This window comes from Hydrogenophaga sp., from assembly GCF_026125825.1.
In the GTDB taxonomy this organism is placed as follows: domain Bacteria; phylum Pseudomonadota; class Gammaproteobacteria; order Burkholderiales; family Burkholderiaceae_C; genus Hydrogenophaga.
This window is the reverse complement of record NZ_JAHCKK010000066.1, coordinates 1-23,995: the sequence shown is the minus strand read 5'-3', so window position 1 is coordinate 23,995 and position 23,995 is coordinate 1. Positions and strand designations below refer to the sequence as shown.

30 protein-coding genes and 1 pseudogene are annotated in these 23,995 nt (G+C 68.2%); 17 read left to right on the top strand and 14 right to left on the bottom strand.

Annotated features, from left to right (window positions below; genetic code table 11):
• From KIT86_RS18295 to KIT86_RS18275, 5 genes and pseudogenes are all read left to right on the top strand, one after another.
• Positions 1 to 205, top strand: a 205-nt coding sequence (locus tag KIT86_RS18295) for an adenosylhomocysteinase (protein ID WP_297400964.1), incomplete at its 5' end; no start/stop codon positions are given.
• A gap of 8 nt (positions 206 to 213) precedes the next feature.
• Complete coding sequence (locus KIT86_RS18290) at positions 214 to 966, top strand: TlyA family RNA methyltransferase (protein WP_297400962.1); 753 nt, start codon at positions 214 to 216, stop codon at positions 964 to 966.
• 15 nt (positions 967 to 981) lie between these two features.
• A complete protein-coding gene (gene metF / locus KIT86_RS18285) occupies positions 982 to 1,812 on the top strand; it encodes a methylenetetrahydrofolate reductase [NAD(P)H] (RefSeq protein WP_297400961.1) in 831 nt (276 codons plus the stop codon).
• A 155-nt stretch (positions 1,813 to 1,967) separates the two neighbouring features.
• Positions 1,968 to 2,243 (top strand): annotated as a pseudogene (locus tag KIT86_RS18280) (septal ring lytic transglycosylase RlpA family protein); the annotation flags it as partial.
• A 155-nt stretch (positions 2,244 to 2,398) separates the two neighbouring features.
• Complete coding sequence (locus tag KIT86_RS18275; protein WP_297400959.1) at positions 2,399 to 3,004, top strand: OmpW family outer membrane protein; 606 nt, start codon at positions 2,399 to 2,401, stop codon at positions 3,002 to 3,004.
• A gap of 9 nt (positions 3,005 to 3,013) precedes the next feature.
• On the opposite strand, the gene KIT86_RS18270 is transcribed toward KIT86_RS18275, so the two are convergent.
• The 5 genes from KIT86_RS18270 to paaA form a co-directional block, all read right to left on the bottom strand.
• Positions 3,014 to 4,123 carry a 2Fe-2S iron-sulfur cluster-binding protein gene (locus tag KIT86_RS18270; RefSeq protein ID WP_297400957.1) on the bottom strand — a complete coding sequence of 370 codons (1,110 nt, stop codon included), beginning with the start codon at positions 4,121 to 4,123 and terminating at the stop codon, positions 3,014 to 3,016.
• Positions 4,124 to 4,266: 143 nt separating this feature from the next.
• The gene (paaD, locus tag KIT86_RS18265; protein WP_297400955.1) at positions 4,267 to 4,770 is read right to left on the bottom strand and encodes a 1,2-phenylacetyl-CoA epoxidase subunit PaaD; all 504 of its coding nucleotides are present in this window, start codon (positions 4,768 to 4,770) and stop codon (positions 4,267 to 4,269) included.
• 9 nt (positions 4,771 to 4,779) lie between these two features.
• Entirely contained in the window at positions 4,780 to 5,622 is an 843-nt protein-coding gene (paaC, locus tag KIT86_RS18260) for a 1,2-phenylacetyl-CoA epoxidase subunit PaaC (protein ID WP_297400953.1), read from the bottom strand.
• Positions 5,622 to 5,918 (bottom strand): 1,2-phenylacetyl-CoA epoxidase subunit PaaB, encoded by a 297-nt coding sequence (gene paaB, locus KIT86_RS18255; protein ID WP_297400951.1) that lies wholly within the window; start codon positions 5,916 to 5,918, stop codon positions 5,622 to 5,624. The genes paaC and paaB overlap by 1 nt, the downstream gene beginning before the upstream one ends.
• Entirely contained in the window at positions 5,915 to 6,928 is a 1,014-nt protein-coding gene (gene paaA, locus KIT86_RS18250) for a 1,2-phenylacetyl-CoA epoxidase subunit PaaA (protein ID WP_297400949.1), read from the bottom strand. The genes paaB and paaA overlap by 4 nt, the downstream gene beginning before the upstream one ends.
• 181 nt (positions 6,929 to 7,109) lie before the next feature.
• Here paaA and KIT86_RS18245 point away from each other — a divergent pair, with 181 nt between their 5' ends.
• Positions 7,110 to 7,772 carry a CAP domain-containing protein gene (locus tag KIT86_RS18245; protein WP_297400947.1) on the top strand — a complete coding sequence of 221 codons (663 nt, stop codon included), beginning with the start codon at positions 7,110 to 7,112 and terminating at the stop codon, positions 7,770 to 7,772.
• Positions 7,773 to 7,781: 9 nt separating this feature from the next.
• On the opposite strand, the gene KIT86_RS18240 is transcribed toward KIT86_RS18245, so the two are convergent.
• Positions 7,782 to 8,699 (bottom strand): 23S rRNA (adenine(2030)-N(6))-methyltransferase RlmJ, encoded by a 918-nt coding sequence (locus tag KIT86_RS18240; RefSeq protein WP_297400945.1) that lies wholly within the window; start codon positions 8,697 to 8,699, stop codon positions 7,782 to 7,784.
• A gap of 206 nt (positions 8,700 to 8,905) precedes the next feature.
• On the opposite strand from KIT86_RS18240, the gene rplM reads away from it, so the two are divergent.
• From rplM to erpA, 5 genes are all read left to right on the top strand, one after another.
• Positions 8,906 to 9,337 carry a 50S ribosomal protein L13 gene (rplM, locus tag KIT86_RS18235; RefSeq protein ID WP_291121334.1) on the top strand — a complete coding sequence of 144 codons (432 nt, stop codon included), beginning with the start codon at positions 8,906 to 8,908 and terminating at the stop codon, positions 9,335 to 9,337.
• A gap of 12 nt (positions 9,338 to 9,349) precedes the next feature.
• Positions 9,350 to 9,742 carry a 30S ribosomal protein S9 gene (rpsI, locus tag KIT86_RS18230; RefSeq protein WP_291121336.1) on the top strand — a complete coding sequence of 131 codons (393 nt, stop codon included), beginning with the start codon at positions 9,350 to 9,352 and terminating at the stop codon, positions 9,740 to 9,742.
• Between the two features lie 101 nt (positions 9,743 to 9,843).
• Positions 9,844 to 10,551, top strand: a complete 708-nt coding sequence (locus KIT86_RS18225) for a DUF6776 family protein (RefSeq protein WP_297400942.1) — start codon at positions 9,844 to 9,846, stop codon at positions 10,549 to 10,551.
• A 31-nt stretch (positions 10,552 to 10,582) separates the two neighbouring features.
• A complete protein-coding gene (locus KIT86_RS18220; protein WP_297400940.1) occupies positions 10,583 to 10,981 on the top strand; it encodes a polymer-forming cytoskeletal protein in 399 nt (132 codons plus the stop codon).
• Between the two features lie 85 nt (positions 10,982 to 11,066).
• The gene (gene erpA / locus KIT86_RS18215) at positions 11,067 to 11,432 is read left to right on the top strand and encodes an iron-sulfur cluster insertion protein ErpA (RefSeq protein WP_204732818.1); all 366 of its coding nucleotides are present in this window, start codon (positions 11,067 to 11,069) and stop codon (positions 11,430 to 11,432) included.
• Between the two features lie 72 nt (positions 11,433 to 11,504).
• Here the strand turns inward: erpA and KIT86_RS18210 are convergent, their stop codons facing one another.
• Complete coding sequence (locus tag KIT86_RS18210) at positions 11,505 to 12,785, bottom strand: M23 family metallopeptidase (RefSeq protein WP_367185451.1); 1,281 nt, start codon at positions 12,783 to 12,785, stop codon at positions 11,505 to 11,507.
• A gap of 284 nt (positions 12,786 to 13,069) precedes the next feature.
• Between KIT86_RS18210 and tyrS the strand changes: the two genes are divergently transcribed.
• Positions 13,070 to 14,320 (top strand): tyrosine--tRNA ligase, encoded by a 1,251-nt coding sequence (gene tyrS / locus KIT86_RS18205; RefSeq protein WP_297400937.1) that lies wholly within the window; start codon positions 13,070 to 13,072, stop codon positions 14,318 to 14,320.
• A 63-nt stretch (positions 14,321 to 14,383) separates the two neighbouring features.
• On the opposite strand, the gene KIT86_RS18200 is transcribed toward tyrS, so the two are convergent.
• The 4 genes from KIT86_RS18200 to KIT86_RS18185 form a co-directional block, all read right to left on the bottom strand.
• On the bottom strand, positions 14,384 to 15,073 hold the full coding sequence (locus KIT86_RS18200) for an ankyrin repeat domain-containing protein (RefSeq protein ID WP_297400935.1): 690 nt from the start codon (positions 15,071 to 15,073) through the stop codon (positions 14,384 to 14,386).
• Positions 15,070 to 15,564, bottom strand: coding sequence for a heme-binding protein (locus KIT86_RS18195; protein ID WP_297400933.1), 495 nt, complete (start codon positions 15,562 to 15,564; stop codon positions 15,070 to 15,072). Before KIT86_RS18195 ends, KIT86_RS18200 begins: the two co-directional genes overlap by 4 nt.
• Before the next feature lie 103 nt (positions 15,565 to 15,667).
• Positions 15,668 to 16,315, bottom strand: a complete 648-nt coding sequence (locus KIT86_RS18190) for a response regulator (RefSeq protein WP_297400931.1) — start codon at positions 16,313 to 16,315, stop codon at positions 15,668 to 15,670.
• On the bottom strand, positions 16,312 to 17,796 hold the full coding sequence (locus KIT86_RS18185) for an ATP-binding protein (RefSeq protein ID WP_297400929.1): 1,485 nt from the start codon (positions 17,794 to 17,796) through the stop codon (positions 16,312 to 16,314). The genes KIT86_RS18190 and KIT86_RS18185 overlap by 4 nt, the downstream gene beginning before the upstream one ends.
• Before the next feature lie 41 nt (positions 17,797 to 17,837).
• Here KIT86_RS18185 and KIT86_RS18180 point away from each other — a divergent pair, with 41 nt between their 5' ends.
• Both KIT86_RS18180 and dtd read left to right on the top strand, forming a co-directional pair.
• Positions 17,838 to 18,767 carry a cation diffusion facilitator family transporter gene (locus tag KIT86_RS18180; RefSeq protein ID WP_297400927.1) on the top strand — a complete coding sequence of 310 codons (930 nt, stop codon included), beginning with the start codon at positions 17,838 to 17,840 and terminating at the stop codon, positions 18,765 to 18,767.
• A complete protein-coding gene (gene dtd / locus KIT86_RS18175; RefSeq protein WP_297400924.1) occupies positions 18,764 to 19,213 on the top strand; it encodes a D-aminoacyl-tRNA deacylase in 450 nt (149 codons plus the stop codon). Before KIT86_RS18180 ends, dtd begins: the two co-directional genes overlap by 4 nt.
• On the opposite strand, the gene ybeY is transcribed toward dtd, so the two are convergent.
• From ybeY to KIT86_RS18160, 3 genes are read right to left on the bottom strand one after another with little or no spacing between them, the layout of a single operon-like run.
• Positions 19,204 to 19,659, bottom strand: a complete 456-nt coding sequence (gene ybeY, locus KIT86_RS18170) for an rRNA maturation RNase YbeY (RefSeq protein ID WP_297400922.1) — start codon at positions 19,657 to 19,659, stop codon at positions 19,204 to 19,206. The genes dtd and ybeY overlap by 10 nt on opposite strands.
• Entirely contained in the window at positions 19,659 to 20,066 is a 408-nt protein-coding gene (locus KIT86_RS18165) for an MliC family protein (protein ID WP_297400920.1), read from the bottom strand. Before KIT86_RS18165 ends, ybeY begins: the two co-directional genes overlap by 1 nt.
• Before the next feature lie 25 nt (positions 20,067 to 20,091).
• On the bottom strand, positions 20,092 to 21,078 hold the full coding sequence (locus KIT86_RS18160) for a PhoH family protein (RefSeq protein WP_297400918.1): 987 nt from the start codon (positions 21,076 to 21,078) through the stop codon (positions 20,092 to 20,094).
• A 113-nt stretch (positions 21,079 to 21,191) separates the two neighbouring features.
• Between KIT86_RS18160 and ruvA the strand changes: the two genes are divergently transcribed.
• The 3 genes from ruvA to KIT86_RS18145 form a co-directional block, all read left to right on the top strand.
• The gene (gene ruvA / locus KIT86_RS18155; protein ID WP_297400916.1) at positions 21,192 to 21,770 is read left to right on the top strand and encodes a Holliday junction branch migration protein RuvA; all 579 of its coding nucleotides are present in this window, start codon (positions 21,192 to 21,194) and stop codon (positions 21,768 to 21,770) included.
• A 3-nt stretch (positions 21,771 to 21,773) separates the two neighbouring features.
• Positions 21,774 to 22,826: a Holliday junction branch migration DNA helicase RuvB gene (ruvB, locus tag KIT86_RS18150; RefSeq protein ID WP_297400914.1), complete on the top strand. Its 1,053-nt coding sequence runs from the start codon at positions 21,774 to 21,776 to the stop codon at positions 22,824 to 22,826.
• Between the two features lie 4 nt (positions 22,827 to 22,830).
• On the top strand, positions 22,831 to 23,995 hold a 1,165-nt coding region (locus KIT86_RS18145; RefSeq protein ID WP_297400912.1), incomplete at its 3' end, for a rhomboid family intramembrane serine protease.

The window sequence follows — 23,995 nt, the reverse complement described above, 5'->3', positions numbered from 1 at the left end:
CATCGCCCAGATCGAGCTGTTCACGCAGCCGGAGAAATACGAAGTGGGCCAGGTCTACGTGCTGCCCAAGCACCTGGACGAGAAGGTCGCGCGCCTGCACCTGAAGAAGGTCGGGGCCATGCTGACCGAGCTCACCGACGAGCAGGCCGCCTACATCGGCGTGAACAAGGCCGGCCCCTACAAGCCGGATACCTACCGCTACTGATCGCGCCCATGCGGGCCGACCAGCTGCTCGTCGAGCGCGGCCTGGCCGCCACCCGTTCGCAGGCCCAGCGGCTCATCGCCGCGGGCGTGCAATGGCGTGCGCCTGGTGGCGACTGGAAGGCCGTCGCCAAGAACGGCGAGGAGCTGCGCGAGACGGCCGAGCTGCAGCTGCTGGACACGGCGGAAACGCGCTACGTGTCGCGCGGAGGGCTCAAGCTGGAAGGCGCATTGCGCCACACCGGCATCGACGTGGCCGGGCTGCGCTGCCTCGATGTGGGGCAAAGCAGCGGCGGTTTCACCGACTGCCTGTTGCAGCGGGGTGCGTCGCAGGTCGTGGGGGTGGATGTGGGACAGGGCCAGCTGCACCCGCGGCTTCGGGGCGACCCGCGCGTGGTCTGCATCGAGAAATGCAACGCGCGCGAGCTGGCGGCCGACACGCTGGCCGATGCGGGCGGTGCGCCGCCCTTCGATCTCATCGTGGGCGACCTGTCGTTCATCTCCCAGACGCTGGTCTGGCCGGCACTGGTGCCTTTGCTGGCGCCGGGCGGACGCTTGCTGATGCTGGTCAAGCCGCAGTTCGAACTGCAGCCCGAACACATCGGCAAAGGCGGCCTGGTGAAGGACGCGGCGAGCTACGCCATCGTGCGCGAGCGCATCGCGCAGGCCTGTGAAGCGCAGGGCCTGCAGATGCGCGATTACCTCGAAAGCGCGATCACCGGGGGTGACGGCAACCGCGAGTTTTTTGTGTATGCGAGCAAGTGATGTAAGGAGGGGGCCGTGAGTCTTCCCATCAGCCTGGAATTTTTTCCGACCAAGACGCCCGAAGGCGCGGTCAAGCTGCGCGCGGTGCGCCAGCAGTTATATGCGCTGCAGCCGGAGTTCTGCTCGGTGACCTTCGGCGCCGGCGGCTCCACGCAGGACGGCACCCTGCAAGCCGTGACCGAGATCATGGGAGAGGGCTGCCCGGCCGCCCCGCACCTGAGCTGCATCGGCCAGTCCAGCGAGAGCATCCGCGAACGCCTGGCTGCGTACACGGCCGCCGGCATCCGCCGCATCGTGGCCCTGCGCGGCGACCTGCCCAGCGGCTACGGTGTGGGGGGCGAGTTCCGCTACGCCAGCGACCTGGTGGCCTTTGTGCGCGCCGAGACGGGCGACCGGTTCCACATCGAGGTGGCCGCCTATCCCGAGACGCATCCCCAGGCGAAATCGCCCGAGGCCGACCTGGAGGCCTTCGCGGCCAAGGTGAAGGCCGGTGCCGATTCGGGCATCACGCAGTACTTCTTCAACGCCGACGCCTACTTCCGCTTCCGCGACGACCTGCAGCGCGTGGGCGTGTCGGTGCCGGTGGTGCCGGGCATCATGCCCATCACCAGCTCCACGCAGCTGATGCGCTTCTCCGACGCCTGCGGCGCCGAGATCCCGCGCTGGATCCGCATGCGCCTGCAGGCTTTCGGCGACGACACCGCGTCGATCAAGTCCTTCGGCCTGGACGTGGTGACCGACCTGTGCGAGCGCCTGCGCAGCGGTGGCGTGCCGGGGCTGCACTTCTACACCATGAACCAGAGCGGGGCCACGACGGACATCGTCCGGCGCCTCGGCCTCGCATGAGCTTCAAGCCCGCGATCACGCTGGCGCTGGCCACCTTGTTGTGGCTCGGCGGCTGCGCGACGCGAGCGCCCGAGATGCCCGACCTGGGCAGCGTGCCCGATGCCTCGGCCGACGACACCGACACCCCGGATGCCACCGAGGGCGTCATCGCGCGGGGCCTGGCCTCCTGGTACGGCGAGCCTTTCCATGGCCGGCGCACCGCCAGTGGCGAGGTGTACGACATGAACGAACTCACCGCGGCCCACAAGACCCTGCCGTTTGGCACCCGCGTGCGCGTGCGGCATGCCCGCACGGGCAAGGAAGTGACCGTGCGCATCAACGACCGCGGGCCGCATGTGCCGGGGCGCATCATCGACCTGAGCCGCGCGGCCGCTGCGGCGCTGGGCATGGCCCAGCACGGCGTGGGCCGGGTCGTGCTGCTGCGCGAGTGAGGCGCGGGGCTTTCGCGGCTTGACCTGCGTCAAGCCGTGTGCGCGCACGGGGCGGCTTGCCCGGCCGGATTGACGTGGCGCAATGCGCCGCCGCGCGCGGTCTTCTGTAATGAACGCGGGGATCCTCCCGAGTCAACGCACCACAGAAGATCATGATGAAAACGCACCACTTTGCCCTGGCCGCCCTGGCCTCTTCCTGCCTGTTCGCTTCAGGCGCCGTCCTCGCGCAGGACTTCCAGGCGGGCAGCGTGCTCGTGCGCGCCCGGGCCGTGCACCTGGACAGCGCCAACAAGGACAGCACCGGCCTGGGGCTCTCGATCAACAACAAGACCTTGCCGGAAGTCGACTTCAGCTACTTCTTCAACAAGAACATCGCCGCCGAACTGGTGCTCACGGTGCCGCAGAAGCAGACCGTGTCGTCCAATGGCATCCCCATCGGCACCCTGCGGCACCTGCCCCCTTCGCTGACCGTGCAGTACCACTTCGACGTGGGTGGTTTCAAGCCCTACGTGGGCGCCGGTGTGAACTACACGCGCTTTAGCTCCGTCCACCTGCTCGGTGGGGCGGCCGACATCAAGCGCAACAGCTTCGGCCCCGCGCTCCAGGTGGGTGTGGACATTCCGCTGAGCAAACAGCTGTACCTGAACGTCGATGTGAAGAAGGTCTTCATCAAGACCGATGTCAGCGCCGCAGGCGCCAAGGTCGGCGAGTTCAAGGTGGATCCCCTGCTCGTCGGCGTGGGCCTGGGCTGGCGCTTCTGAGCGCAGGCTTCAGCGCTCGTCGTAGCTCACCACCACGCGGTCGGTGGTGGGCCGCGCCTGGCAACTCAGCACGAAGCCCTTGTCGGTCTCCCAGGGCTCGAGCGTGAAGTTCTTGTCCATCTGCACCGCGCCTTCCATCACCCTGGCGCGGCAGGTGCAGCACACGCCACCCCGGCAAGACCACGGCAGGTCCAGCCCGGCGTTCAGGGCCACGTCGAGCACGCGCTCATCGCGGCTCATGCGCAGCTCGTGCGGCTTGCCGTCGAGCACCACGGTGAGCGCCACGTCACCCTCGGCGCGCTCGGCCGGCCGGCCCGGCATCGCTGCCTGACGCTGGGCAGCGGGCAGGGCCTCCAGCGTGGGCGAGGTGAAGCGCTCGGTGTGCACCCGGTCCGGGCGCACGCCGGCGTCGAGCAGCGCCTTTTCGGTCGCCTCGATCATGGCCTGCGGACCACAGATGAAAACCTCGTCCATGCTGCCCACCGGCAGCAGCGTGCCGATCAGGGCGCGCACCTTGTCGGCGTCGATGCGGCCTTCGAGCAGCGGCACTTCCTGCGCCTGGCGCGAGAGGATGTGGATCAGTGTGAGGCGGTCCGCATAGCGGTCTTTCAGGTCCTGCAGCGCCTCGTTGAACATCACGCTGCCCATGCGGCGGTTGCCGTACACGAGCGTGAACTTCGAGGTGGGCGATTCCTCCAGCGTGCTGGCCATCAGCGAGAGGATGGGCGTGATGCCCGAGCCCGCGGCGAAACCCACGCGATGCACCGCGCGCGGCTTGTGCACCGTGAAGCGGCCGTCGGGTGGCATGGCCTGGAGCGTGTCGCCGGCCCTGAGCGTGGTGGCGGCCCAGTTGGAGAACACGCCGCCGTCCACGGGCCGGATGCCCAGCGTGAGCTCGCCGCGCTGCGCGAGCAGGCTGCGCGGGCTGCTGATGGAGTAGCTGCGCCGCACGTCCTGCCCGTCGATGGTGGCGCGCACGGTGAGGAACTGACCAGGCTCGAACGCGAAGGTGGCGCGCTGCTCGGGCGGGATGGCGAAGGTGATGGCCACGGCGCCAGCCGCCTCGGGGCTGACCCGGGCGATCGGGAGTTCGTGGAAGCGGGCGGACGCGATGCTCATGAAATGACTCCGTTGCAATGCTCCCGGGCTGCTGGCGCGCCCGGCGGCTGATCGGGAACGTCGCGGAACCGGCCTGGCCGGGCCGCTGACGTTGCCCCCTTGAGGGGATGACGGCCTGAAAGGCCGGCGCGAGGGGGCTCCATCTAATACGGTTTGAAGTAGTCGAACGGTTCGAGGCAATCCAGGCAGCGGTACATCGCCTTGCAGGCGGTGGAGCCGAAGGGCGAGGTCTCGGTGGTGTGGGTGGATCCGCACTGCGGGCAGGGCACGGTCTCCCGGCGCAGCGCCTGGCGCGAGAACTTCAGCGGTGCGGCAGAAGCCGAGGACTCGCTGCCGCATTGCGGGGGCGCGATGCCGTAGGCGCGCAGCTTCTCGCGCGCGGCCTCGCTCATCCAGTCGGTGGTCCACGCGGGGGCGAGTTGAGTGACCACGCGCGCTTGCAAGCCTGCGTGCGCCAGCGCGGCGCGCACGTCGTCCTCGATCTGGCCCATCGCGGGGCAGCCGCTGTAGGTCGGTGTGATCACCACCTCGGGCACGCCATCGGCCCCGGTGCGCACGCCCCGCAGGATGCCGAGTTCGCTCAGGCTGACCACCGGGATCTCGGGGTCGGCCAGGCCGGCGAGCGCGTCATGGATCTCGGCGTGCATGCTGCGGTCTCACCAGACGGCGTGCGGGTGCGCGCGCGCCAGGCTCTGCATCTCTGCCAGCAGGAACCCCATGTGCTCGGAGTGCACGCCGTGCTTGCCTTGCGGCACATGGCCCTGCATGGCAGGGCGCTGCAGCGTGGCCTCTTTCAGCGTGTCGTCCACCAGCGCGTCCCAGTCGGCCCGCAGGCCCGCCACGTCGACCCCGGTGCCGTTGTGCACCGCGGCTGTCTCGGCCTCGCTGCCGATCCAGAACTCCTGGCAATAGGGCAGCAGGTGGTGCAGCGCGGCTTGCGCGCGGGCGTGCGATTCCTCGGTGCCGTCGCCCAGGCGCACCAGCCAGTCGCTGGCGTGGCGCAGGTGGTAGCGCGCTTCCTTGAGCGACTTGGCCGCGATGGCGGCGAGCTGCCCATCGGCCGACGCCTGCAACCGGTCCCAGACCAGCACCATGAGCGCGCTGTACAGAAAGTTGCGCGCCAGCGTGGTCGCGTAGTCGCGGTCGCCGCACGCGGTGGCTGCCAACGGGCCGCTGTGTGGCAACTCCAGGAGCGTGAGGTTGCGGAACTCGTGCGTGTCGCGGAAGTAGGCCAGGGTGTCCTCAGTCACCGCGCCGTCGCTGCGCGCACCCAGCAGATGGCCGAAGCGCCGCGATTGGGCCGCGTCGGCGTTGATCAACGTGGCCGCGTGCTGGTAGAGCAGGCGGGCCTGGCCCAGCAAGTCCAGGCTGTTGTTGGCCAGTGCGAGGTCTTCTTCGAGAATGGGCCCATGGCCGCACCACTCGGCGTTGCGCTGGCCCAGCACCAGCGCGTTGTCGGCCAGGTGCAGCAGGTAGTCGACGGGGGCTGTGCCGCTCATCACATGTGCCCCACTTTGTCGGGAATGTCGTAGAAGGTGGGGTGGCGGTACACCTTGTCGGCGGCCGGATCGAAAAAGCTGTCCTTGCTGTCTGGCTCGCTGGCGGTGATGCTGCTGGACTGCACCACCCAGATGCTCACGCCTTCCTGGCGCCGCGTGTAGACGTCGCGCGCCAGGTGCAGCGCGTGCTGGGCGTCGCTCGCGTGCAGGCTGCCGCAGTGCTTGTGCTCCAGGCCTTGCTTGCTGCGCACGAAGACCTCCCACAGAGGCCATTCCTTGAGGGCGGTGGTGTTCATGCGGCCTCCTTCATGGCGCGTTCCTGTTGTTTGCGGGCGTGGGCGAGGGCGGCCTCGCGCACCCAGGCCCCGTCGTTCCAGGCCTTCACCCGGGTGGCCAGGCGCTCCTTGTTGCAAGGCCCATCGCCGTTGACCACGGCCCAGAACTCGTCCCAGTCGATCTGTCCATGGTCGTGGTGGCCGCGCTCCTCGTTCCATTTCAGCTCGGGGTCGGGCAGGGTGACGCCCAGCACCTCGGCCTGTGGCACGGTCGCGTCGATGAACTTCTGGCGCAGATCGTCGTTGCTGATGCGCTTGATGCCCCAGCGCATGCCCTGAACGCTGTTGGGGCTGTCGGCATCGGGCGGGCCAAACATGGCCAGGCACTTCCACCACCAGCGGTTCACCGCGTCCTGCACCATCGCCTTCTGCTCCGCCGTGCCCTGCATCATCGTCATCAGCGACTCGAAGCCCTGGCGCTGGTGGAAGCTCTCTTCCTTGCAGACGCGGATCATGGCGCGCGCATAGGGGCCGAAGCTGCAGCGGCACAGCGGGATCTGGTTCATGATCGCCGCGCCGTCCACCAGCCACCCCACCACACCCACGTCGGCCCAGGTCAGCGTGGGGTAGTTGAAGATGGAGCTGTACTTCGCCTTGCCGCTGTGCAGCGCATCGAACATCTGGTCGCGGCTGGTGCCCAGGGTTTCGGCGGCACTGTAGAGATACAGGCCGTGCCCGCCTTCGTCCTGCACCTTGGCCACCAGGATCGCCTTGCGCTTGAGGCTGGGCGCGCGCGAGATCCAGTTGCCCTCGGGCAGCATGCCCACGATTTCGCTGTGGGCGTGCTGGCTGATCTGGCGCACCAGCGTCTTGCGGTAGGCATCGGGCATCCAGTCGCGCGGCTCGATCTTGCCGTCGGCGTCGATGACCGCATCGAAATGCGCCTGCAGGCTGGTGTCGTGGGGCACGGCCTTGAGCGGTGCGCCAGGCTGGGCGTCGCCGTCGGGCACGTTGAAGGACTGGGTGTACATGCGGGTCTCCTGCGCAGTGGGGGTGCGGATGGCAGTATAGCCAGTTAGCCGACCGATCGGTCGGCGAATTTTGCAACACCCGCCCAACGGTCCACGAATGGGCGGCGTGGTGCGGCCGAAGAACGGTCGCGGACTACATCCGCTTACCAGGCGCTGCGGGCCCGCCCGTAGAGTGGAGCGCATGCGAACCCTGTCTCCTTGTTCCGAACGCCGGCTCGCCGGCCTTGCCGTGACCCTCGGTGTCCTGCTGGCTGTGACCGCCTGTGGCGGTGGAGGCGGCGGCAGCGCCAGCGACGGGGGCTCCGGCGGCGGGGCCGCTGCCACGGTCGGCGTGCCCTCGCCGCCGAGCAGCGCGGGCGGTGCCAGTACCGGCGCGGGTGGCTCGACGCTCGTCGCCCTGGACGCGGGCACCAGCTGCCAGCTGCCCGACTTTCGCAACAGCCTGCTGCAGGCCATCAACGCGGCCAGGGCGGTGGCGCGCAGTTGCGGCGGCACGGCGATGCCGGCGGTCGCGCCACTGGCCTGGAACGACGCCCTGTTCTCCGCCGCCGCGCGGCATTCGACGGACATGGCCGTCAACAACTATTTCTCCCACACCGGGCTGGACGGCCGAAGCGCGGCCCAGCGCATCGCCGCCGAGGGCTACGCCTGGTCGTGGGTGGGTGAAAACATCGCGGCCGGGCAAACCTCGGTCTCGACGGTGATGAGCGGCTGGCTCGCCAGTGCCGGCCACTGTGCCAACATCATGCGCGCCGAGTACCAGGACGTCGGGGTGAGCTGCGTGCAGCGCAGCGGCACCACCTATGGCCGCTACTGGACCATGACCCTGGCCCGGCCGCGTTGACCTGCGCCCTCAGCCGCCCGATTCGAGCGCTTGCGACTTGCCTCGCCCGCGGCCCAGGTGGGTCAGCAGCTGGGGCAAGGCCGCCTGCAGCGCGCCCTTGAGGGTGTGCGGCGGGTTGATCACGAACATGCCGCTGGCCGTCAGCCCGGGGCGGTCGTCGGGGCCATGGGTGGGGTCCTGTCCGATGGCCAGTGTGGCGTTGAGCCAGTGCCTTTGCGCCTGGTTCGACAAGGTGCGCAGGCGCCGCGGCAGGTCGTGCGCCTCCGGTCGTGGGATCACCGGGTACCAGACCAGGTAGGTGCCGGTCGGAAATCGGCGAATGAGTTCCTGTATGCAGGCGCTCACTTTCCCATAATCGCTCTTGATCTCGTAACTTGGGTCGATCAGCACCAAGGCGCGTTTCGAGCCGGTGGCCGAGGGCGGCGGTGGGAGCAGGGGCTTGACGCCCTCGAAACCGTCCTCGCGCAACACCGCGATCTGGCGGCCGGCTTCGAGCTGGGCGATGTTCGCGGACAACGTGCGGCTGTCGGTCGGATGCAGCTCGAACAGCTTGAGCCGGTCGCGCGACTCGGCGCGCAGCAGGTGGTGCATCACAAACGGCGAGCCGGGATACACCCGCAGCGCGCCCGAGGGGTTGAAGCTGGCGACCAGGTCGAGGTAGTCGTCGATGGCGGGTGCCACCGCCTCGGGCGAAGGCCCGTCGGCCGCCCGCAGCGCGCCCATGAGCTTGACGACGCCGTCCTTGGCCTCGCCCCCGGTCTCGGTGTAGTCGCCATCGAGCCGGTACAGGCCGGCGCCGGCGTGGGTGTCGATCAGCGTCAGACCGGCCTCTTTCTGCATCAGGTGGCGCAGCGTGGCGATGAGGGTGATGTGCTTGAGCACGTCGGCGTGGTTGCCGGCGTGGAAGGCGTGTCGGTAGCTGAACATGCCCTGATGGTAGCCGTTTGCCCTTCAGGCCCGGCCATCGCAGACGGGCGGTTTGCCATCCTCAGCCGGAATTTCGTACAATCGAGGGCTTCGCAGCGATTTGCTGGCTCCGCGGCGAAGCTTTCAAAACCCACCTAAGAGCGTTCCGACAGAGAACGACCGACCGTGGAAAAGAGCCGCCAAACCAACTCTTCAAGAGAAAACTCATGACCAAAACGTTCAGCGCCAAACCCGCTGACGTGACGCACGAGTGGTTTGTGATTGACGCGACCGACAAGGTCCTCGGACGAGTAGCCAGTGAAGTTGCTCTCCGTTTGCGCGGCAAACACAAGGCCATTTACACGCCTCACGTCGATACCGGTGACTTCATCGTCATCATCAACGCAGCCAAACTCCGCGTCACGGGCAACAAGGCCCTCGACAAGGTGTACTACCGTCACTCGGGCTTCCCTGGCGGTATCTATGGCACCAACTTCCGCGACATGCAGGCCAAGCACCCTGGCCGCGCGCTCGAGAAGGCCGTCAAGGGCATGCTGCCCAAGGGTCCGCTCGGCTACGCCATGATCAAGAAGCTCAAGGTGTACGGCGGTGCAGAGCACCCGCACACCGCCCAACAGCCGCAAGTGCTGGAACTCTAAAGGAGCCTTGAGATGATTGGTGAATGGAACAACGGAACCGGCCGTCGCAAATCCAGCGTCGCCCGCGTGTTTCTGAAAAAAGGCAGCGGCAAGATCACGGTCAACGGCAAGGACATCCAGGCCTACTTCGGCCGTGAGACCTCGATCATGATCGCCAAGCAGCCCCTGGTGCTGACCAACCACGCCGAGACCTTCGACGTGCAGGTCAACGTGCACGGTGGTGGCGAATCCGGCCAGGCCGGTGCCGTGCGCCACGGCATCACCCGCGCCCTGATCGACTACGACGCGACGCTCAAGTCGGGTCTGTCGCAGGCCGGCTTCGTGACGCGTGACGCCCGCGAAGTGGAACGGAAAAAGGTCGGTCTGCGCTCCGCGCGCCGCCGCAAGCAGTTCAGCAAGCGCTAAGCACGCTGTCCATGCCCCAGAAACCGCCTGCAAGTTCAAACTTGGGGCGGTTTTTGCTTTCTGGGGCCGGGTTGCTTTTGCTTGCAGTTTGAGAGGTTTGAATGCGCTTTCGCCTGTTGCGAAGACGGCTGACGGTCAGTGCGCCCCGGGTTTCGGTGCGCAGCGCGCTGCCATGGCCCTTCCGGTGGGTGCTGGGTGCGCTGGTGCTGGGGTTTTCGGGCGCGCTGGCGGTGTGGGCCTTTGAATTCGGCAAGGACATCGCCGGGCTCGACCGCAATGCGCAGCAGGAGCTTGCACAGCTGCGCCGCGAGGTGCAGATCCTGCGCACCGACCTGATCGAGGCGCAATCGGTGGCCAACACCTCGGACAGCCTGCTGATTGCCGAGCGCAGCGCCCAGGAGCAGCTCATGATGCAGATCCGGCAGCTGCAGGCCGACAACGAGTTGCTGCGCAGCGACCTGGGTTTTTTCGAGCGCCTGATCCCTGGCTCGGGCAACGATTCGCTGAGCATCCGCGGCCTGCAGGCCGAGCGCCTCTCGCCCACCCAACTCAAGTGGCAGGTCCTCATGATCCAGGCCAGCAAGAACGCACCCGACTTCAAGGGGGCGCTGGAAGTCACGCTCACCGGCACGCTGGCGGGAAAGCCCTGGGCCGCCAAGTCCTCGCCGGTGCCGCAGCCCGTGCTGATCAAGGGCTACCTGCGCATGGAAGGCGTGGTGGACGTGCCCGCGCAGGCCGTGGTAGACAATGTGACGGCCAAGATCTTGCAGGGCAGTTCGGTCAGGTCCATGCAATCCTTCAACCTGTGACCAACGCGGTACGCCGTCGGGAGAGAACCTCATGTTTGCCAAGAAAAAACAACCCCCCATCAAGAGCCTCATCGCCCAGGGCACCCGCATCGAAGGCAATGTGTTCTTCCACGACGGCCTTCGCATCGACGGCGAGGTGATCGGCGACCTGCGCGCCAGCGACGAGAAACCCAGCATCCTCGTGATCAGCGAAGTGGCGACCGTGACGGGGCAGATCCACGCCGATCACGTGATCATCAACGGCAATGTGAAAGGCCCGGTGCTGGCATTCGAGTTGCTGGAGCTGCAACCCAAGGCCCATATCGAAGGCGATGTGTCCTACAAGGCGCTTGAAATGCACCAGGGCGCCACGATTTCCGGTCAGCTCAAGCCCATGGTCGGCGGGGTCGAGGACAAACCCACACTGAAGCTGGCGGCAAACAACGGCTGAGCACATACCCGAGCGATTTGATTTAGTATCACTCGGACATGCGGGTGTACCGCACCCACCCCCCATTTCCGTCAAGAGGTATCCCATGAGCGCAGTTGCCGAAAACATCCAGACCGACATGCCGGCACCGCTGGTCTTCACCGACAGCGCGGCGGCCAAGGTGGCCGAGCTGGTGGCCGAAGAGGGCAATCCCGATCTCAAGCTGCGCGTGTTCGTGCAGGGCGGGGGCTGCTCGGGCTTCCAGTATGGTTTCACCTTCGACGAAATCGTCAACGAAGACGACACCACCATGACCAAGAACGGTGTCTCCCTGCTGATCGACGCGATGAGCTACCAGTACCTGGTCGGTGCGGAGATCGACTACAAGGAAGACCTGGAAGGCGCTCAGTTCGTGATCAAGAACCCCAACGCCACCACGACCTGCGGCTGCGGTTCGAGCTTCAGCGTCTGACAGACCGCATTTCCTCATGAAAAAAGGGAGCCGGATGGCTCCCTTTTTTCATGGGTGCGATGCCTGGATCGCTTACTGGGCGTTTGCCTGCTGGATGCTGGCGGCGGCATTGAGCTGCATGCGCTGCAGCTGGGCCACGGCGTCGAAACGCTGGCGCAGCGCCGCCGGCACGGGCACGGACTCGCTCTGGCGCGCGATGGCCAGGGGGTCCACATGCACGCCGTTGTCGCGGAACTCCAGGTGCAGGTGTGGGCCGGTGGAGGCGCCCGTGGAGCCGACGGCACCGATGAAATCGCCCTGGCTCACGCGCTGGCCCTTGCGCACGCCGATGCGGCTCAGGTGGGCGTAAACGGTCACCTGGTTGCTGCGGTGCTTGATGTAGATGACGTTGCCATAGCCGCGCTGCTCGCCCGCGAACTCCACCGTGCCGTCGCCGATGGTGCGCACCGGCGTGCCGGTGGGGGCGGCGTAGTCCACGCCCATGTGGGCCTTGCGACCGCCGGTGATGGGGTGAAAGCGCATGCCGTACCCGCTGCTCACGCGCGAGAACTCCAGTGGCGAAGCCAGGTAGTAGCGGCGCGAGCTCTGGCCGTCGAAACCGTAGTAGCCGCCTTTGTGGCCCGGTTCTTCAAACCAGACGGCCTGGTGTTCCTTGCCTTCGTTGACGAACTCGGCGCTCAGCACGCGGCCGGTGCGCAGGCTCTCGCCGTCGGCTTCCAGGCTTTCATAGACCACATTGAAGCGGTCGCCCTGGCGCAGGTCGCGGCGGAAGTCGATGCTGCTGGAGAACATCTCGGCCAGCTGGATGGCCACGGGGTCGGGGATGCCGGCCGCGTCGGTGGCGGCAAACAGCGAAGTGCGGATGACACCGCTGGCCAGCCGGGACGAGGCGGTCAGCGCACCCTGTTCGAGGCGCGAACTGAAGGCGCCTTGGGCATCCTTCTCCACGACGAGGCGGGTGAAACTGCGTTCGTCGGCGGACAGCCAGCGTGCGGTCAGGCGCAGGAGCGCCTGCTGGTCGGTGGCTTCCACGCTCACCAGGCGGCCGGCACGGCCGAGCAGCTGGCGCGCGGTGGCGTCGTTGCGCAAGAAGGCCTGGGCCTGCGAATCGGCCACGCCCATGCGCTGAAGCAGGCTCTGGGCGGTGTCGTCGCGGCGGGTGGTCTCGCTGCGGAACAGCACCAGCGGGGACGCGGGTTGGCCCGCGAGCAGGCTGCGGATGTCTTGCTGTGTGGGGGCGTCGAGGGCTTCGACGACCTGGCGCACGGGCAGGTCGGCGGCGTCGGGTGCCAGCGGCGCGATGCCGAAGGCGGTGACACCCGTGCCCAGCAGCAGCACACCGAGGCCGCCCATGATGCGTCGGGGATGCCGGGCAAGGCTTTGGCTCGTGGCATCAGCGAAGCTGGCCAGCGTGTGAAGTAGCGAACGGGTCAAAATCGTTGTTTCCGGTAAGGCCGGCCCCGATGGTCGGGGCCGCGCGCACAAAAAAAGAGCGGTTGAGGCGGAACAAGTTCACTCAATCGCCCATGCGGTGACGAACTGGCTTGTTATCGTGCAAAAAGCGGGCCAACTAAAATCCGTCATTCGCGCCCGGCATTTTAGCCAACGACCCGACCCTCGCATCTGAAAAAACCCCTATGACCGCCCCCCGAAACGACGCCGAAAGTTCTCAGAAAACCGAGCCCCTGACGGACGGTGTCCAGGAAGCCCTCAGCGTCACCTTGCGCGGGTGCGAAGAATTGATTCCTCAGGCCGACTGGGTCAAAAAATTGTCACAGTCGGAAACCAGCGGCCGGCCGCTGCGCATCAAGCTCGGGCTGGACCCGACCGCGCCCGACATCCACATCGGCCACACGGTGGTGTTGAACAAGATGCGCCAGCTGCAGGACCTGGGGCACCAGGTGATCTTCCTGATCGGTGACTTCACGAGCCTGATCGGCGACCCTTCGGGCCGCAACAACACGCGCCCGCCGCTGACGCCGGAGCAGATCAAGGCCAATGCCGAGACCTACTACAAGCAGGCCAGCCTGGTGCTGGACCCGGCGCGCACCGAGATTCGCTACAACAGCGAGTGGAGCCTGCCGCTGGGCTCGATGGGCATGATCCAGCTGGCGGCCAAGTACACGGTGGCGCGCATGATGGAGCGCAACGATTTCCACGACCGCTTCAAGGCTGGCACGCCCATCAGCGTGCACGAGTTCCTGTACCCCCTGATGCAGGGTTACGACTCGGTGGCGCTGCAGAGCGACCTGGAGCTGGGCGGCACGGACCAGAAGTTCAACTTGCTGATGGGGCGCCATCTCCAGGCCGAATACGGCCAGGAGCCGCAGTGCATCCTGACCATGCCGCTGCTCGAAGGCCTGGACGGCGTGGACAAGATGTCCAAGAGCAAGAACAACTACATCGGCATCACGGAAGATGCGAACTCGATGTTCGCCAAGGTGCTGAGCATCTCGGACACGCTGATGTGGCGCTGGTACACGCTGCTGTCGTTCAAGTCGATGGCGCACATCGAGTCGCTGAAGCAGGCGATCGCGCAGGGCGCGAACCCCAAGGAGGCGAAGGTGGCGCTGGCCAAGGAGATCACCACGCGCTTTCACAGCGCGGCGGCGGCGGATGCGGCGGAGCAGGATTTCATCAACCGCAGCAAGGGTGGCGTGCCGGACGAGATTCCCGAGGTGTCGCTCTCGGGCGCACCGCTGGGGATCGCGCCGCTGCTCAAGTCGGCGGGCCTGGCGCCCTCCAACAGCGAGGCCAACCGCCTGATCGATGGCGGGGGGGTGCGCGTGGACGGCGCCGTCGTGAGCGACAAGGGCTTGAAGCTGCCCGCGGGCACCTTCGTGGTTCAGGTCGGCAAGCGCAAGTTTGCGCGCGTGACTTTGAGCTGAGGCCTCTCGCTCCCCCCCCCCCCACCCTCAGGCCGAGAGCGGCCACCTGAGCACGCGAAAGGCTCAGCGGGCCCCAGCCTTCTCCAGCATCGCCACCATGGCCGAATAGCCGCGAGCCCGCGCCAACGCCAAAGGCGTCTGCCCTGAACGGTCCGCCAGCTGCAGGTTCGCCCCTGCATCGATCAGCGCCTGGAGCGTGGCCCGGTGGCGCGCGCCCCCGTCGCCCAGCACGATGGACTCGATCGTCGCCGTCCAGTGCAAGTTGTTCACGTGGTCCAGCGGCGCGCCGGCCGCGATCAGCTGGCGAACCACCCCGTCGTGGCCCAGGTGCGCCGCCGCGATCAGGGCCGTGCCGTCGTAGCGGCTGGTCGTCTGCTTCGCGCTCGCGCCCAGTTGCAGCAGCACCCGCAGCGTTTCTTCGTCGTCCGCCACCGATGCGATCGTCACCGCGTCATAGCGGTCGTTCTCCAGCCGTTGGATGTCGGCACCGGCCTTCACCAGCGCGCGGATCGCTTCGCGCTGGCGCGCGAAAGTCGCCACGTGCAAGGGCGTGCGGCCGCGCGCGTCGGTGGCATCGATCGCCGCACCGCCGGCCGCCAGGCGGGCGATCTTCGCGCTGTCGCCCTGGTGGGCGGCCGCATGCAAGCCGCTGTAGGCGGCGGCCTCGGCGGCGCTGGGCCCCACCTGGGCCCAGGCCGGACCCGTGGCCGCCCAAGCCACCAGCAAGCCGGTGATGAGCGAGCGGCGCTTCACTTCAGCTGGTCCTTGACCTTGTCGAGCGCGGTCATGGCGCACTGCTCGTCCAGGTGGCCGCCGGGCGCGCCGCCCACGCCGACCGCGCCGATCACCTCGTTGCCCACCTTCACCGGCACGCCGCCGCCGAGCAGCAGGTAGCCGGGGATGTCCGTCAGGTTGGCTGCCGCCGGGTTCTTCTGTGCGCCTTCCATGATGGCCAGCGTGGTGTTCTTCGCCGAGGCCGAGGTGAAGGCCTTCAGGCGGCTGGCTTCCAGCGTGTGCGGGCCGGCGTTGTCGGCGCGCATGACTGCGCGCACGCCACCGGCGCGATCCACCACCGTGGCGGCCACGTTGTAGCCGGCGGTGCTGCAGGCCGCGACGGTGGCGCTGGCGATCTGGGTGGCGAGTTCGAGCGACATGTTCTTCTCCACGCGCACGCTCTGCGCGTTGGCCAGGGCGGCGGCGCTGAGGGACAGGGCGAGGATGGACGCTTTGGCAAGGGCTTGCATGGTGTTCTCCGGGGGTTAAAGCGGTTCGATCAACCGTGGGAGAACTGTAGGAATCCGCGCCCGAAACGACCATTCGGGCGCCTACGCGCGGCCCTCCGTAGAACTACGCAGTGCCGCTTGTGTCGCCGTCGTCCACCAGCGCGGCGTAGTGCCGGATCAGCTGCGCCAGCGAAGGGGCCTGAAGCTTGGCGAACAGATTGGCGCGGTGGGTTTCCACCGTGCGCGGCGACAGGCCCAGCGCGCGGCCGATCTCCTTGTTGGTCAGGCCCTCGACGATCAGGCCCAACACCTCGCGCTCGCGCTCGGAGAGCTGCGCATAGCGCTCCCGCGCCGCGCGATCGGCCTCGTTGCGCTGGCGCGAGCGCACGTGCTGGCGCACCGCGTTCTGCAGGGCCTCCAGCAGCACCTCGTCGTTCACCGGTTTTTCCAGGAACTCGGCCGCGCCGGCCTTGAACGCGCGCCGGCACATGTCCACGGTGCCGTGGCCGGTGAGCATGAGCACCGGCTGGTCCACGCCCTGCGCGACCAGGGTGTCGAGCACGCTCAGGCCGCTGATGCCCGGCATGCGCACGTCCAGCACGATGGCACCAATGCCCTCGCGGTCGAAATCGCGCAGAAAGGCTTGCGGGTCGCCCCAGGGCTGAACGCGCAGGCCCACGGTGCCGATCAGCAGGCCCAGGCTGTCGCGCACCGCCTGGTCGTCGTCGATCAGGTGCACCGTGGGCGAAAGGGTGTCCGGCGACGGGTTCATGGGAGACCGTCCGCCAGTGGCAGTTGCAGCCGGAACACCGCGCCCCGCTCGGGTGCGTTGGCGGCGCTCAAGCTGCCCCCCATGCCGTGGGCCAGGGTTTCGCACAGGCTCAGGCCCAGGCCCAGCCCGCCCTTGCGCGTGGAGTAAAAGGGCTCGAACAGGCGCGGCAGCACCTCGGGTGCGATGCCCGGGCCGTTGTCAGCCACGGTGATCTCGCCCCGGCGGTCCTTCGCCGACACGGTGAGCGTGAGGCGCCGCTGCGCGGCGGGCACCTGCTCCAGCGCCTGCAGCGCGTTGAGGATCAGGTTGTGCACGATCTGGTCCAGCGCGACCGGGTCGGCCAGCACCGTCACGGCCTGCGCAGCGTCGAGCACCGGCACCACGTCGCGCCGCTGGCACTCGGGCTCGAGCAGGTAGAGCGCGCGGCGCACGGCTTCCACGGCCGCCACGGGCTGGTGCTGGCCGCTGTGGTCGGGCCGCTCCACGGTCTGGCGCAGGCGGCCCACCACCTCGGCCGCGCGGCGCGCCTGGGCCGCCGCCTGCAGCATCGCGCTGCGCGCGGTGGCCAGCTCGGGGGGGTCTTCGTTGAGCAGGCGCTGCGCGGCCTGGGTGTTGGCGAGCACGGCGGTCAGCGGCTGGTTCAGCTCGTGCGCCATGCCCGCGGCGAGTTCGCCCAGCGTGTTCAGGCGCGCCACCTGGCCCAGGCGCAGCAATTCTTCGGCGCGGCGGCGCGCGCTGCGCTGGCGCTGGAGGTGGTGCAACGCCGCCAGCAAGGCCGCCACGCCCAACACCCAGGCCAGCATGAGCGCCCAGGGCAGCTGGCCCCAACCCACCGAGAGGGTGGCAACCACGTCGAAGGGCTGGCTCTCGGCCGCCAGCAGCTTGTGGAAGTCAAAGTGCCAGCCGCGCGACGGCCGCTCGTCCAGGGCCATGCCGGGTTGCACCACGTAGCGTTGGCCGTCGTGCTCCAGCGTCACGCGCACCGGGCTGGTGTCGGCCTTCATGGGCCATTCGGACCAGGGCACCATGGCCCGCATGTCGATCGTCAGCGCGTAACTGGTGGGCATGGCCGCCAGCACCAGCTGGTAGCGCCCGGCGGGCAGGTCCAGCGCCCCCAGGGCGGCGCGGCGCGCCTGGCGCGAGCGGGTCTCGGCCTGGGTGAGCTGCGGGTCGTTCCAGCGCTGGTCCGGGTCGCGCCGCTGCACGCTGAGAATCTGCGGGTAGAGGACCGGCAGGCGTTGTTCGGGCGAGGAGGCTGCACTGCTGCTGTCGGGCACCGGTTGCAGCAGGGCCAGCGTGGCCAGCATCGCGTCGTGCTGCACCACCTGCTGGCTCAGGAGCCGGTGGACGATGCGCGCGTCGGTCTCGAACAGCGCACGCTGTTCGTCCAGCGACAGGCGCGCCAGCAGCACCGCGCCCGCCAGCGAGAGCAGGATTCCGCCGCTCACCCACCATTTCAAGCGCTGCCATGACTGCCACATGCGGCGGATTCTGGCATGCCCGCAGGCGTCACAATGGCGGGATGCCATTTGTGCCTGCCCGTTTCCTGACCCCCCAGCGCCTGCTGATGGCCTCCATCGGCGTCGCGGTGGTCACCATCGCGCTCAAGACGCTGGCCTGGGTCGTCACCGATTCGGTGGGCCTGCTGTCGGATGCCATGGAGTCGCTGGTGAACCTGGCCAGTGCGGTCTTCGGCTTGGTGATGGTCACCATCGCCGCCCGGCCGGCCGACGATGACCATCCCTATGGTCACCACAAGGCCGAGTACTTCTCGTCGGGCTTCGAGGGCGTCCTCATCATCGCGGCGGCCTTGGGCATCATCTGGGCCGCCGGACACCGGCTGCTCGATCCGCAGCCCATCGAAAGGGTCGGCTGGGGCCTGGCCCTGTCGGTGGCGAGCTCCGGGCTGAACGGGTTGCTGGCCTGGGTGATGTTCCGCGCCGCGAAAGAGCACCGCTCGATCGCGCTGGATGCCGATGCAAGGCACCTGGTGACGGATGTCTGGACGTCCGCCGGGGTCGTGGTCGGCATCGCGCTGGTCCACTTCAGCGGCTGGCTCTGGCTCGACCCCCTGGTGGCCATGGCGGTCGCGGCCAACATCCTCAAGGAGGGCTTTCACCTTATGTGGCGTTCTTCGCAGGGGCTGATGGACGAGGCGGTGGAGCCCGAGGTGATGGCCACCGTGCAGCAGACGCTGGACGGCTTCGCCTCGAGCCGCGGCGAGGCCACCATCATCCGGTTCGACCACGTCAGCTCGCGCAAGGCAGGCCAACGCCGCTTCGTGGACCTTCACATGCACATGCCGGCGAGCTGGTCGCTGGGGCGGGCCGCGGCGGTGCGCACGAGCGTGGAGCAGGCGCTGATGAGCGCGGTGCCCGGTTTGCGCGCCACCATCCAGTTGCTGCCCAGCGACGTGGAAGCCCACTTCGACGATCAGAAGGACCTGATTTGATCTCGCTTCTGCAGCGCGTGAGCGAAGCGCGCGTGGACATCGATGGCCAGACCGTGGGCGCCATCGGCCCGGGTCTGCTGTTGCTGCTGTGCGCCGAACCCGACGACACCGAGGCCGTGGGCGAGAAGCTGCTGGCCAAGGTGCTCAAGCTGCGCATCTTCGGCGACGAAGCGGGCAAGATGAACCGCAGCCTCCAGGACGTCGGCGGCGGCCTGCTGGTGGTGAGCCAGTTCACCCTGGCGGCCGACACCAGGAGCGGCAACCGGCCGGGCTTCACCGGCGCGGCCCCGCCGGCCCTGGGCGAGGCGCTCTACGACGCCTTCGTCAAGGCCGCGCGCGCGCAGCACCCGCTGGTGCAGACGGGCCGCTTCGGGGCCGACATGAAGGTGCACCTGGTCAACGACGGGCCGGTGACCATTCCGCTGCGCATGGCGGCTCAAGCGTAGGGATCGGGCTGGCCCAGCCCCGCGAGGATCTCGGTCTCGCGCGCTTCCATTTCCTCGGCGTCTTCCTCGCCGGTTTCGTGGTCCCAGCCTTGCGCGTGCAGGGTGCCGTGCACCAGCAGGTGCGCGTAGTGCTGGGCCAGGGGCTTCTTGAGCTCGGCCGCCTCGCGCGCGACCACGGGTGCGCAGAGCACGAGGTCGGCCATCACCACCGGTTCGCTGGCGTAGTCGAAGGTGAGCACGTTGGTGGCGTAGTCGCGGCCGCGGTAGTCGCGGTTGAGCGCCTGGCCTTCTTCGGCATCGACGATGCGCACGGTGATCTCGGCGTCGGCGTCCAGCGCATGGCGGATGCAGCGGGCCACCCAGTGGCGGGGCAGGGCCGCGCGGTGCGTGGCGGCGTCGGCGAGCTCACCGAACTGCAGGGACAGGCTCAGGTTGTGCAGGGCCATCAGCGTTTGGCCGGTTGGGCGAAGCAGTTGGCCAGCAGGATCTGGTCCTGCACGTTGGGGTCGGTGGCGATGGCGCTCAGCTCCCCCTTCATGCCCTGGGTGTACCAGCTCAGGCGCGACTGGTCATCCAGCGCGAAGAAGCGCACGCCGGTGGTGGCGCGGCGGCCTTGCAGCATCAGCGTGCGGTCGTTGTGGTGCAGCGCCGCGAACGTGGTGCCGTTGCTCAGGTTCAGGTAGGCCAGTTCGATCTCTCGGCCACCGTCGCACTTGTAGCGCACGGCCTGGCTGCTGAAGATCAGTTGCGGCGCCTGGACCGCCGGCGGCGTGGGGGCGGAGACCTGGGCGGTGGCGTCCAGGGTCAGTGCGGCAAGGAGGCCAAGGCTGGCCAGCAAGGGGCGTGTGGGCATGGCAGGCACGTGGAAAAAAAACTCGTCAGGCGGCGCTGCGGCGCGCTCGCTTGGCGGGGGCGGGTGGCGCGTCGTCCGCGCCGGGGGTGCGGGCGTCGTAAGCATCCACGATGCGCGCCACCAGCGGGTGGCGCACCACGTCGGCGCTGGACAGGCGGGTGAAGGCGATGCCCTGCACGCGCTTCAACACGCGCTCGGCGTCGATCAGGCCACTGAGCTGGGTGCGCGGCAGGTCGATCTGGCTCACGTCGCCCGTGACCACGGCCTTGCTGCCAAAGCCGATGCGCGTGAGGAACATCTTCATCTGCTCGACGGTGGTGTTCTGCGCCTCGTCCAGGATCACGAAGGCGTGGTTGAGCGTGCGCCCGCGCATGAAGGCCAGGGGCGCGATCTCGATCTGCTGGCGCTCGAACGCCTTCTGCACCTTGTCCGCGCCCATCAGGTCGTAGAGCGCGTCGTAGAGCGGGCGCAGGTAGGGGTCCACCTTCTGGCCGAGGTCGCCGGGCAGGAAGCCGAGCTTCTCGCCCGCTTCCACCGCCGGGCGGGTCAGCACGATGCGCTGGACCGCGCTGCGCTCCAGCGCATCCACCGCGCAGGCCACGGCCAGGTAGGTCTTGCCGGTGCCGGCCGGGCCGATGCCGAAGGTGATGTCGTGCGTGGCCATGTTTTCCAGGTAGCGCGCCTGGTTGGGCGTGCGCCCGCGCACCTCGCCGCGCCGGGTCTGCATCGCCAGCGCGCCGTCGCCGGGCTCGGCCAGGGCGGTGTCGCCGCTGAGCATGAGCTGCACCTGTTCGGCCGGTATCGGCTTTCTCGCCATCTCGTACAGCGCCTGCAACGCCTCCAGCGCCTGGGTGGCCTTGGCCTTGGGCCCCTCGATGCGGAATTGCTCGAAGCGGTGCGCCACCTTGACCTGCAAAGCGGCCTCGATGCTGCGGATGTGGCTGTCCATGGGGCCGCAGAGGTGCGCCATGCGGGTGTTGTCCGGCGGTGAGAAGGTGTGCCTGAGAATCAAACCGATAATCCAGTGAGTTGATGGCCCCCAACCCTGGCGGTGCCAGGCCCCCCTGGAGGGGGTGCAGTCTTTCTTGGGGATGGCCCTGCGAACGACTGGAAAGGAATTTCCCGATGATAGGCAAGTTGACCGGAACGCTGCTGGAAAAAAATCCGCCCCAGATCCTGCTGGACTGCCATGGGGTGGGTTATGAGGTGGATGTGCCCATGAGCACGTTCTACAACTTGCCCGCGACCGGCGAGAAAGTGGCCCTGCTCACGCACTTCGTGGTGCGCGAGGACGCGCAGATCCTCTACGGCTTCGGCACCTCGGCCGAGCGCGAGGCCTTCCGCCAGCTCATCAAGATCAGCGGCGTGGGCCCGCGCACCGCGCTGTCGGTGCTCTCCGGCATGAGCGTGAGCGATCTGGCGCAGGCGGTGAGCGCACAGGAGAGCGGGCGCATCGTCAAGGTGCCCGGCATCGGCAAGAAGACCGCCGAGCGACTGTTGCTCGAACTCAAGGGCAAGCTCGGCGCCGACCTGAATCTGCCCGGCGCCGGCCCGGCCCAGAGCGACGTGCAGAGCGACATCCAGCAGGCGCTGATGGCCCTGGGCTACAGCGACAAGGACGCCACCGCCGCGCTCAAGGCCCTGCCCAAGGACGTGGGCGTGAGCGACGGCATCAAGCTGGCGCTCAAGGCACTGGCCAAATAAACCATGAGCATCCAGACCGACGATTTCGCCCCCGCGCCGCGCGTGGTATCCGCCGCGCCGGCTTCGCCGAAGGAAGAGGCCATCGAGCGCGCGTTGCGCCCCAAGCTGCTCGACGAGTACGTGGGCCAGACCAAGGTGCGCGAGCAGCTCGAGATCTTCATCGGCGCGGCCAAGAAGCGCAGCGAGGCGCTGGACCACGTGCTGCTGTTCGGCCCGCCCGGGCTGGGCAAGACCACGCTCTCGCACATCATCGCGCAGGAGCTCGGTGTGAACCTGCGCCAGACCAGCGGCCCGGTGCTCGAAAAGCCCAAGGACCTGGCCGCGCTGCTGACCAACCTCGAAGCCAACGACGTGCTGTTCATCGACGAGATCCACCGGCTCAGCCCGGTTGTCGAGGAAATCCTGTACCCGGCGCTGGAGGACTACCAGATCGACATCATGATTGGCGAAGGCCCGGCCGCGCGCAGCATCAAGCTGGACCTGCAGCCGTTCACGCTGGTGGGCGCGACCACGCGCGCGGGCATGCTGACCAACCCGCTGCGCGACCGCTTCGGCATCGTCGCCCGGCTGGAGTTCTACACCGCCGAGGAGCTTGCGCGCATCGTCAAGCGCAGCGCCGGGCTGCTCAACGCGCCGATGGACCCCGAAGGCGGCTTCGAGATCGCGCGGCGCTCACGCGGCACGCCGCGCATCGCCAACCGCCTGCTGCGCCGCGTGCGCGACTTCGCCGAGGTCAAGGGCCGCGGCACCATCACCCAGGACATCGCCAACCGCGCGCTGGCCATGCTGGACGTCGACCCGCAAGGCTTCGACCTCATGGACCGCAAGCTGCTGGAGGCTGTGATCCACCGCTTCGACGGCGGACCGGTGGGGCTGGACAACATCGCGGCGAGCATCGGCGAGGAGCGCGACACCATTGAGGACGTGATCGAGCCCTACCTGATCCAGCAGGGTTTCCTGCAGCGCACGCCGCGCGGACGCATCGCCACGCTGGCGGCCTACCGCCACCTGGGCGTGGCGCCGCCGAGCAACGCGGGCGAACTCTTCGCCGACTGAGGGCATGCCAGCAGCGCGCCAGGTGTTTCGCGCGACCTGGCGCGGCAGTGCGGTGTGGGTGGCCTTGCTCGTGGGCCTCATGGCGGCCGGTTTTGCGGCGGGTGCCGTGGCATCGCCGCGTGGCACCTGGCTGCTGGGCGCGCTGGCGCTGATCTTCGGGGCGGTGGCCTGGCTGCTCCTGCAACCCCTATTGAGCGCGCACCCCATCCTGAGCGTCGGCCCTGAGGGCATCTCGGGATACCAGCTCAAAGGGCAGACCATCCCCTGGAGTGACATCGCCGATGTGGAGCACCTCTCGGTGCAAGGCCAGGACCACATCCAGATCCGCTTGCGCGAGGGCGCTGTTTTGCAGGCCGCCACGGCCGGGCTGTTCCGGGGCGGGCTCACCCGCGCCATCGTGCTCTCGCTGCTTCGCCGCGCCGAGCGCCAGCCCGCCGTGCAGGCGGCGCTGGAGGGTTTTCAGCGCCACGCTTCGGGCCAGGCACAGGCGGCGTTGACCCAGCGGCTGGACGCGATGCGGGCGCACGGCGCGTTCGAAGAGCGCCTGCGCCACCTCACGCCCACGCCCTGGGCGCTGTATGCGGTGATGGCGGTCAATGTGGCGGTCTGGGTGCTCAACCTGTTCGACGGCATGAGCCCCACCCAGCCCAGCTCGGCCGAGCTGTTCGCCTGGGGCGCCAACTCGGCCACGGCGGTGGTGCGCGACGGCGCGTACTGGCGCCTGCTCAGCGCAACCGCGCTGCACGGCGGCGCCTTGCACCTGGGCCTGAACATGTTCGCGCTGTGGGACGCCGGGCGGCGCGTGTGCCGCTGGTTCGGCAACGGCCAGTTTCTGCTGATCTACCTGGCAGCAGGCTTGGCGGGCAGCGCTTGGAGCCTGCATTTTGCTTCTCAGCAGGCGGTGTCGGTCGGGGCCTCGGGCGCGGTGTTCGGTGTGCTGGGGGCGCTGCTGGTGGGCGTGTACCAGCACCGCGCGAGGGTGCCCAAGGCCGTGGCGACGCAGCTGTTGACCAGCCAGGGCCTGTTCGTGCTGATCATGCTGGCGCAGGGTTTCGCGCGCCCGGGCATCGACAACGCGGCCCACGTCGGCGGTCTCGCCATGGGCGCGCTGCTGGCCTGGCTGCTGGTGGAGCTGGTGGACGAGCGCGCCTCGCGCGCCGTTCGCCAGC

Coding starts and splice junctions, on each gene's coding strand:
- KIT86_RS18290 (WP_297400962.1), top strand. CDS start 214: ATGCGGGCCGACCAGCTGCTCGTCGAGCGCGGCCTGGCCGCCACCCGT.
- KIT86_RS18275 (WP_297400959.1), top strand. CDS start 2,399: ATGAAAACGCACCACTTTGCCCTGGCCGCCCTGGCCTCTTCCTGCCTG.
- KIT86_RS18270 (WP_297400957.1), bottom strand. CDS start 4,123: ATGAGCATCGCGTCCGCCCGCTTCCACGAACTCCCGATCGCCCGGGTC.
- paaD (WP_297400955.1), bottom strand. CDS start 4,770: ATGCACGCCGAGATCCATGACGCGCTCGCCGGCCTGGCCGACCCCGAG.
- paaC (WP_297400953.1), bottom strand. CDS start 5,622: ATGAGCGGCACAGCCCCCGTCGACTACCTGCTGCACCTGGCCGACAAC.
- paaB (WP_297400951.1), bottom strand. CDS start 5,918: ATGAACACCACCGCCCTCAAGGAATGGCCTCTGTGGGAGGTCTTCGTG.
- paaA (WP_297400949.1), bottom strand. CDS start 6,928: ATGTACACCCAGTCCTTCAACGTGCCCGACGGCGACGCCCAGCCTGGC.
- KIT86_RS18245 (WP_297400947.1), top strand. CDS start 7,110: ATGCGAACCCTGTCTCCTTGTTCCGAACGCCGGCTCGCCGGCCTTGCC.
- KIT86_RS18240 (WP_297400945.1), bottom strand. CDS start 8,699: ATGTTCAGCTACCGACACGCCTTCCACGCCGGCAACCACGCCGACGTG.
- rplM (WP_291121334.1), top strand. CDS start 8,906: ATGACCAAAACGTTCAGCGCCAAACCCGCTGACGTGACGCACGAGTGG.
- rpsI (WP_291121336.1), top strand. CDS start 9,350: ATGATTGGTGAATGGAACAACGGAACCGGCCGTCGCAAATCCAGCGTC.
- KIT86_RS18225 (WP_297400942.1), top strand. CDS start 9,844: ATGCGCTTTCGCCTGTTGCGAAGACGGCTGACGGTCAGTGCGCCCCGG.
- KIT86_RS18220 (WP_297400940.1), top strand. CDS start 10,583: ATGTTTGCCAAGAAAAAACAACCCCCCATCAAGAGCCTCATCGCCCAG.
- erpA (WP_204732818.1), top strand. CDS start 11,067: ATGAGCGCAGTTGCCGAAAACATCCAGACCGACATGCCGGCACCGCTG.
- KIT86_RS18210 (WP_367185451.1), bottom strand. CDS start 12,785: ATGGGCGGCCTCGGTGTGCTGCTGCTGGGCACGGGTGTCACCGCCTTC.
- tyrS (WP_297400937.1), top strand. CDS start 13,070: ATGACCGCCCCCCGAAACGACGCCGAAAGTTCTCAGAAAACCGAGCCC.
- KIT86_RS18195 (WP_297400933.1), bottom strand. CDS start 15,564: ATGCAAGCCCTTGCCAAAGCGTCCATCCTCGCCCTGTCCCTCAGCGCC.
- KIT86_RS18190 (WP_297400931.1), bottom strand. CDS start 16,315: ATGAACCCGTCGCCGGACACCCTTTCGCCCACGGTGCACCTGATCGAC.
- KIT86_RS18185 (WP_297400929.1), bottom strand. CDS start 17,796: ATGTGGCAGTCATGGCAGCGCTTGAAATGGTGGGTGAGCGGCGGAATC.
- KIT86_RS18180 (WP_297400927.1), top strand. CDS start 17,838: ATGCCATTTGTGCCTGCCCGTTTCCTGACCCCCCAGCGCCTGCTGATG.
- ybeY (WP_297400922.1), bottom strand. CDS start 19,659: ATGGCCCTGCACAACCTGAGCCTGTCCCTGCAGTTCGGTGAGCTCGCC.
- KIT86_RS18165 (WP_297400920.1), bottom strand. CDS start 20,066: ATGCCCACACGCCCCTTGCTGGCCAGCCTTGGCCTCCTTGCCGCACTG.
- ruvA (WP_297400916.1), top strand. CDS start 21,192: ATGATAGGCAAGTTGACCGGAACGCTGCTGGAAAAAAATCCGCCCCAG.
- ruvB (WP_297400914.1), top strand. CDS start 21,774: ATGAGCATCCAGACCGACGATTTCGCCCCCGCGCCGCGCGTGGTATCC.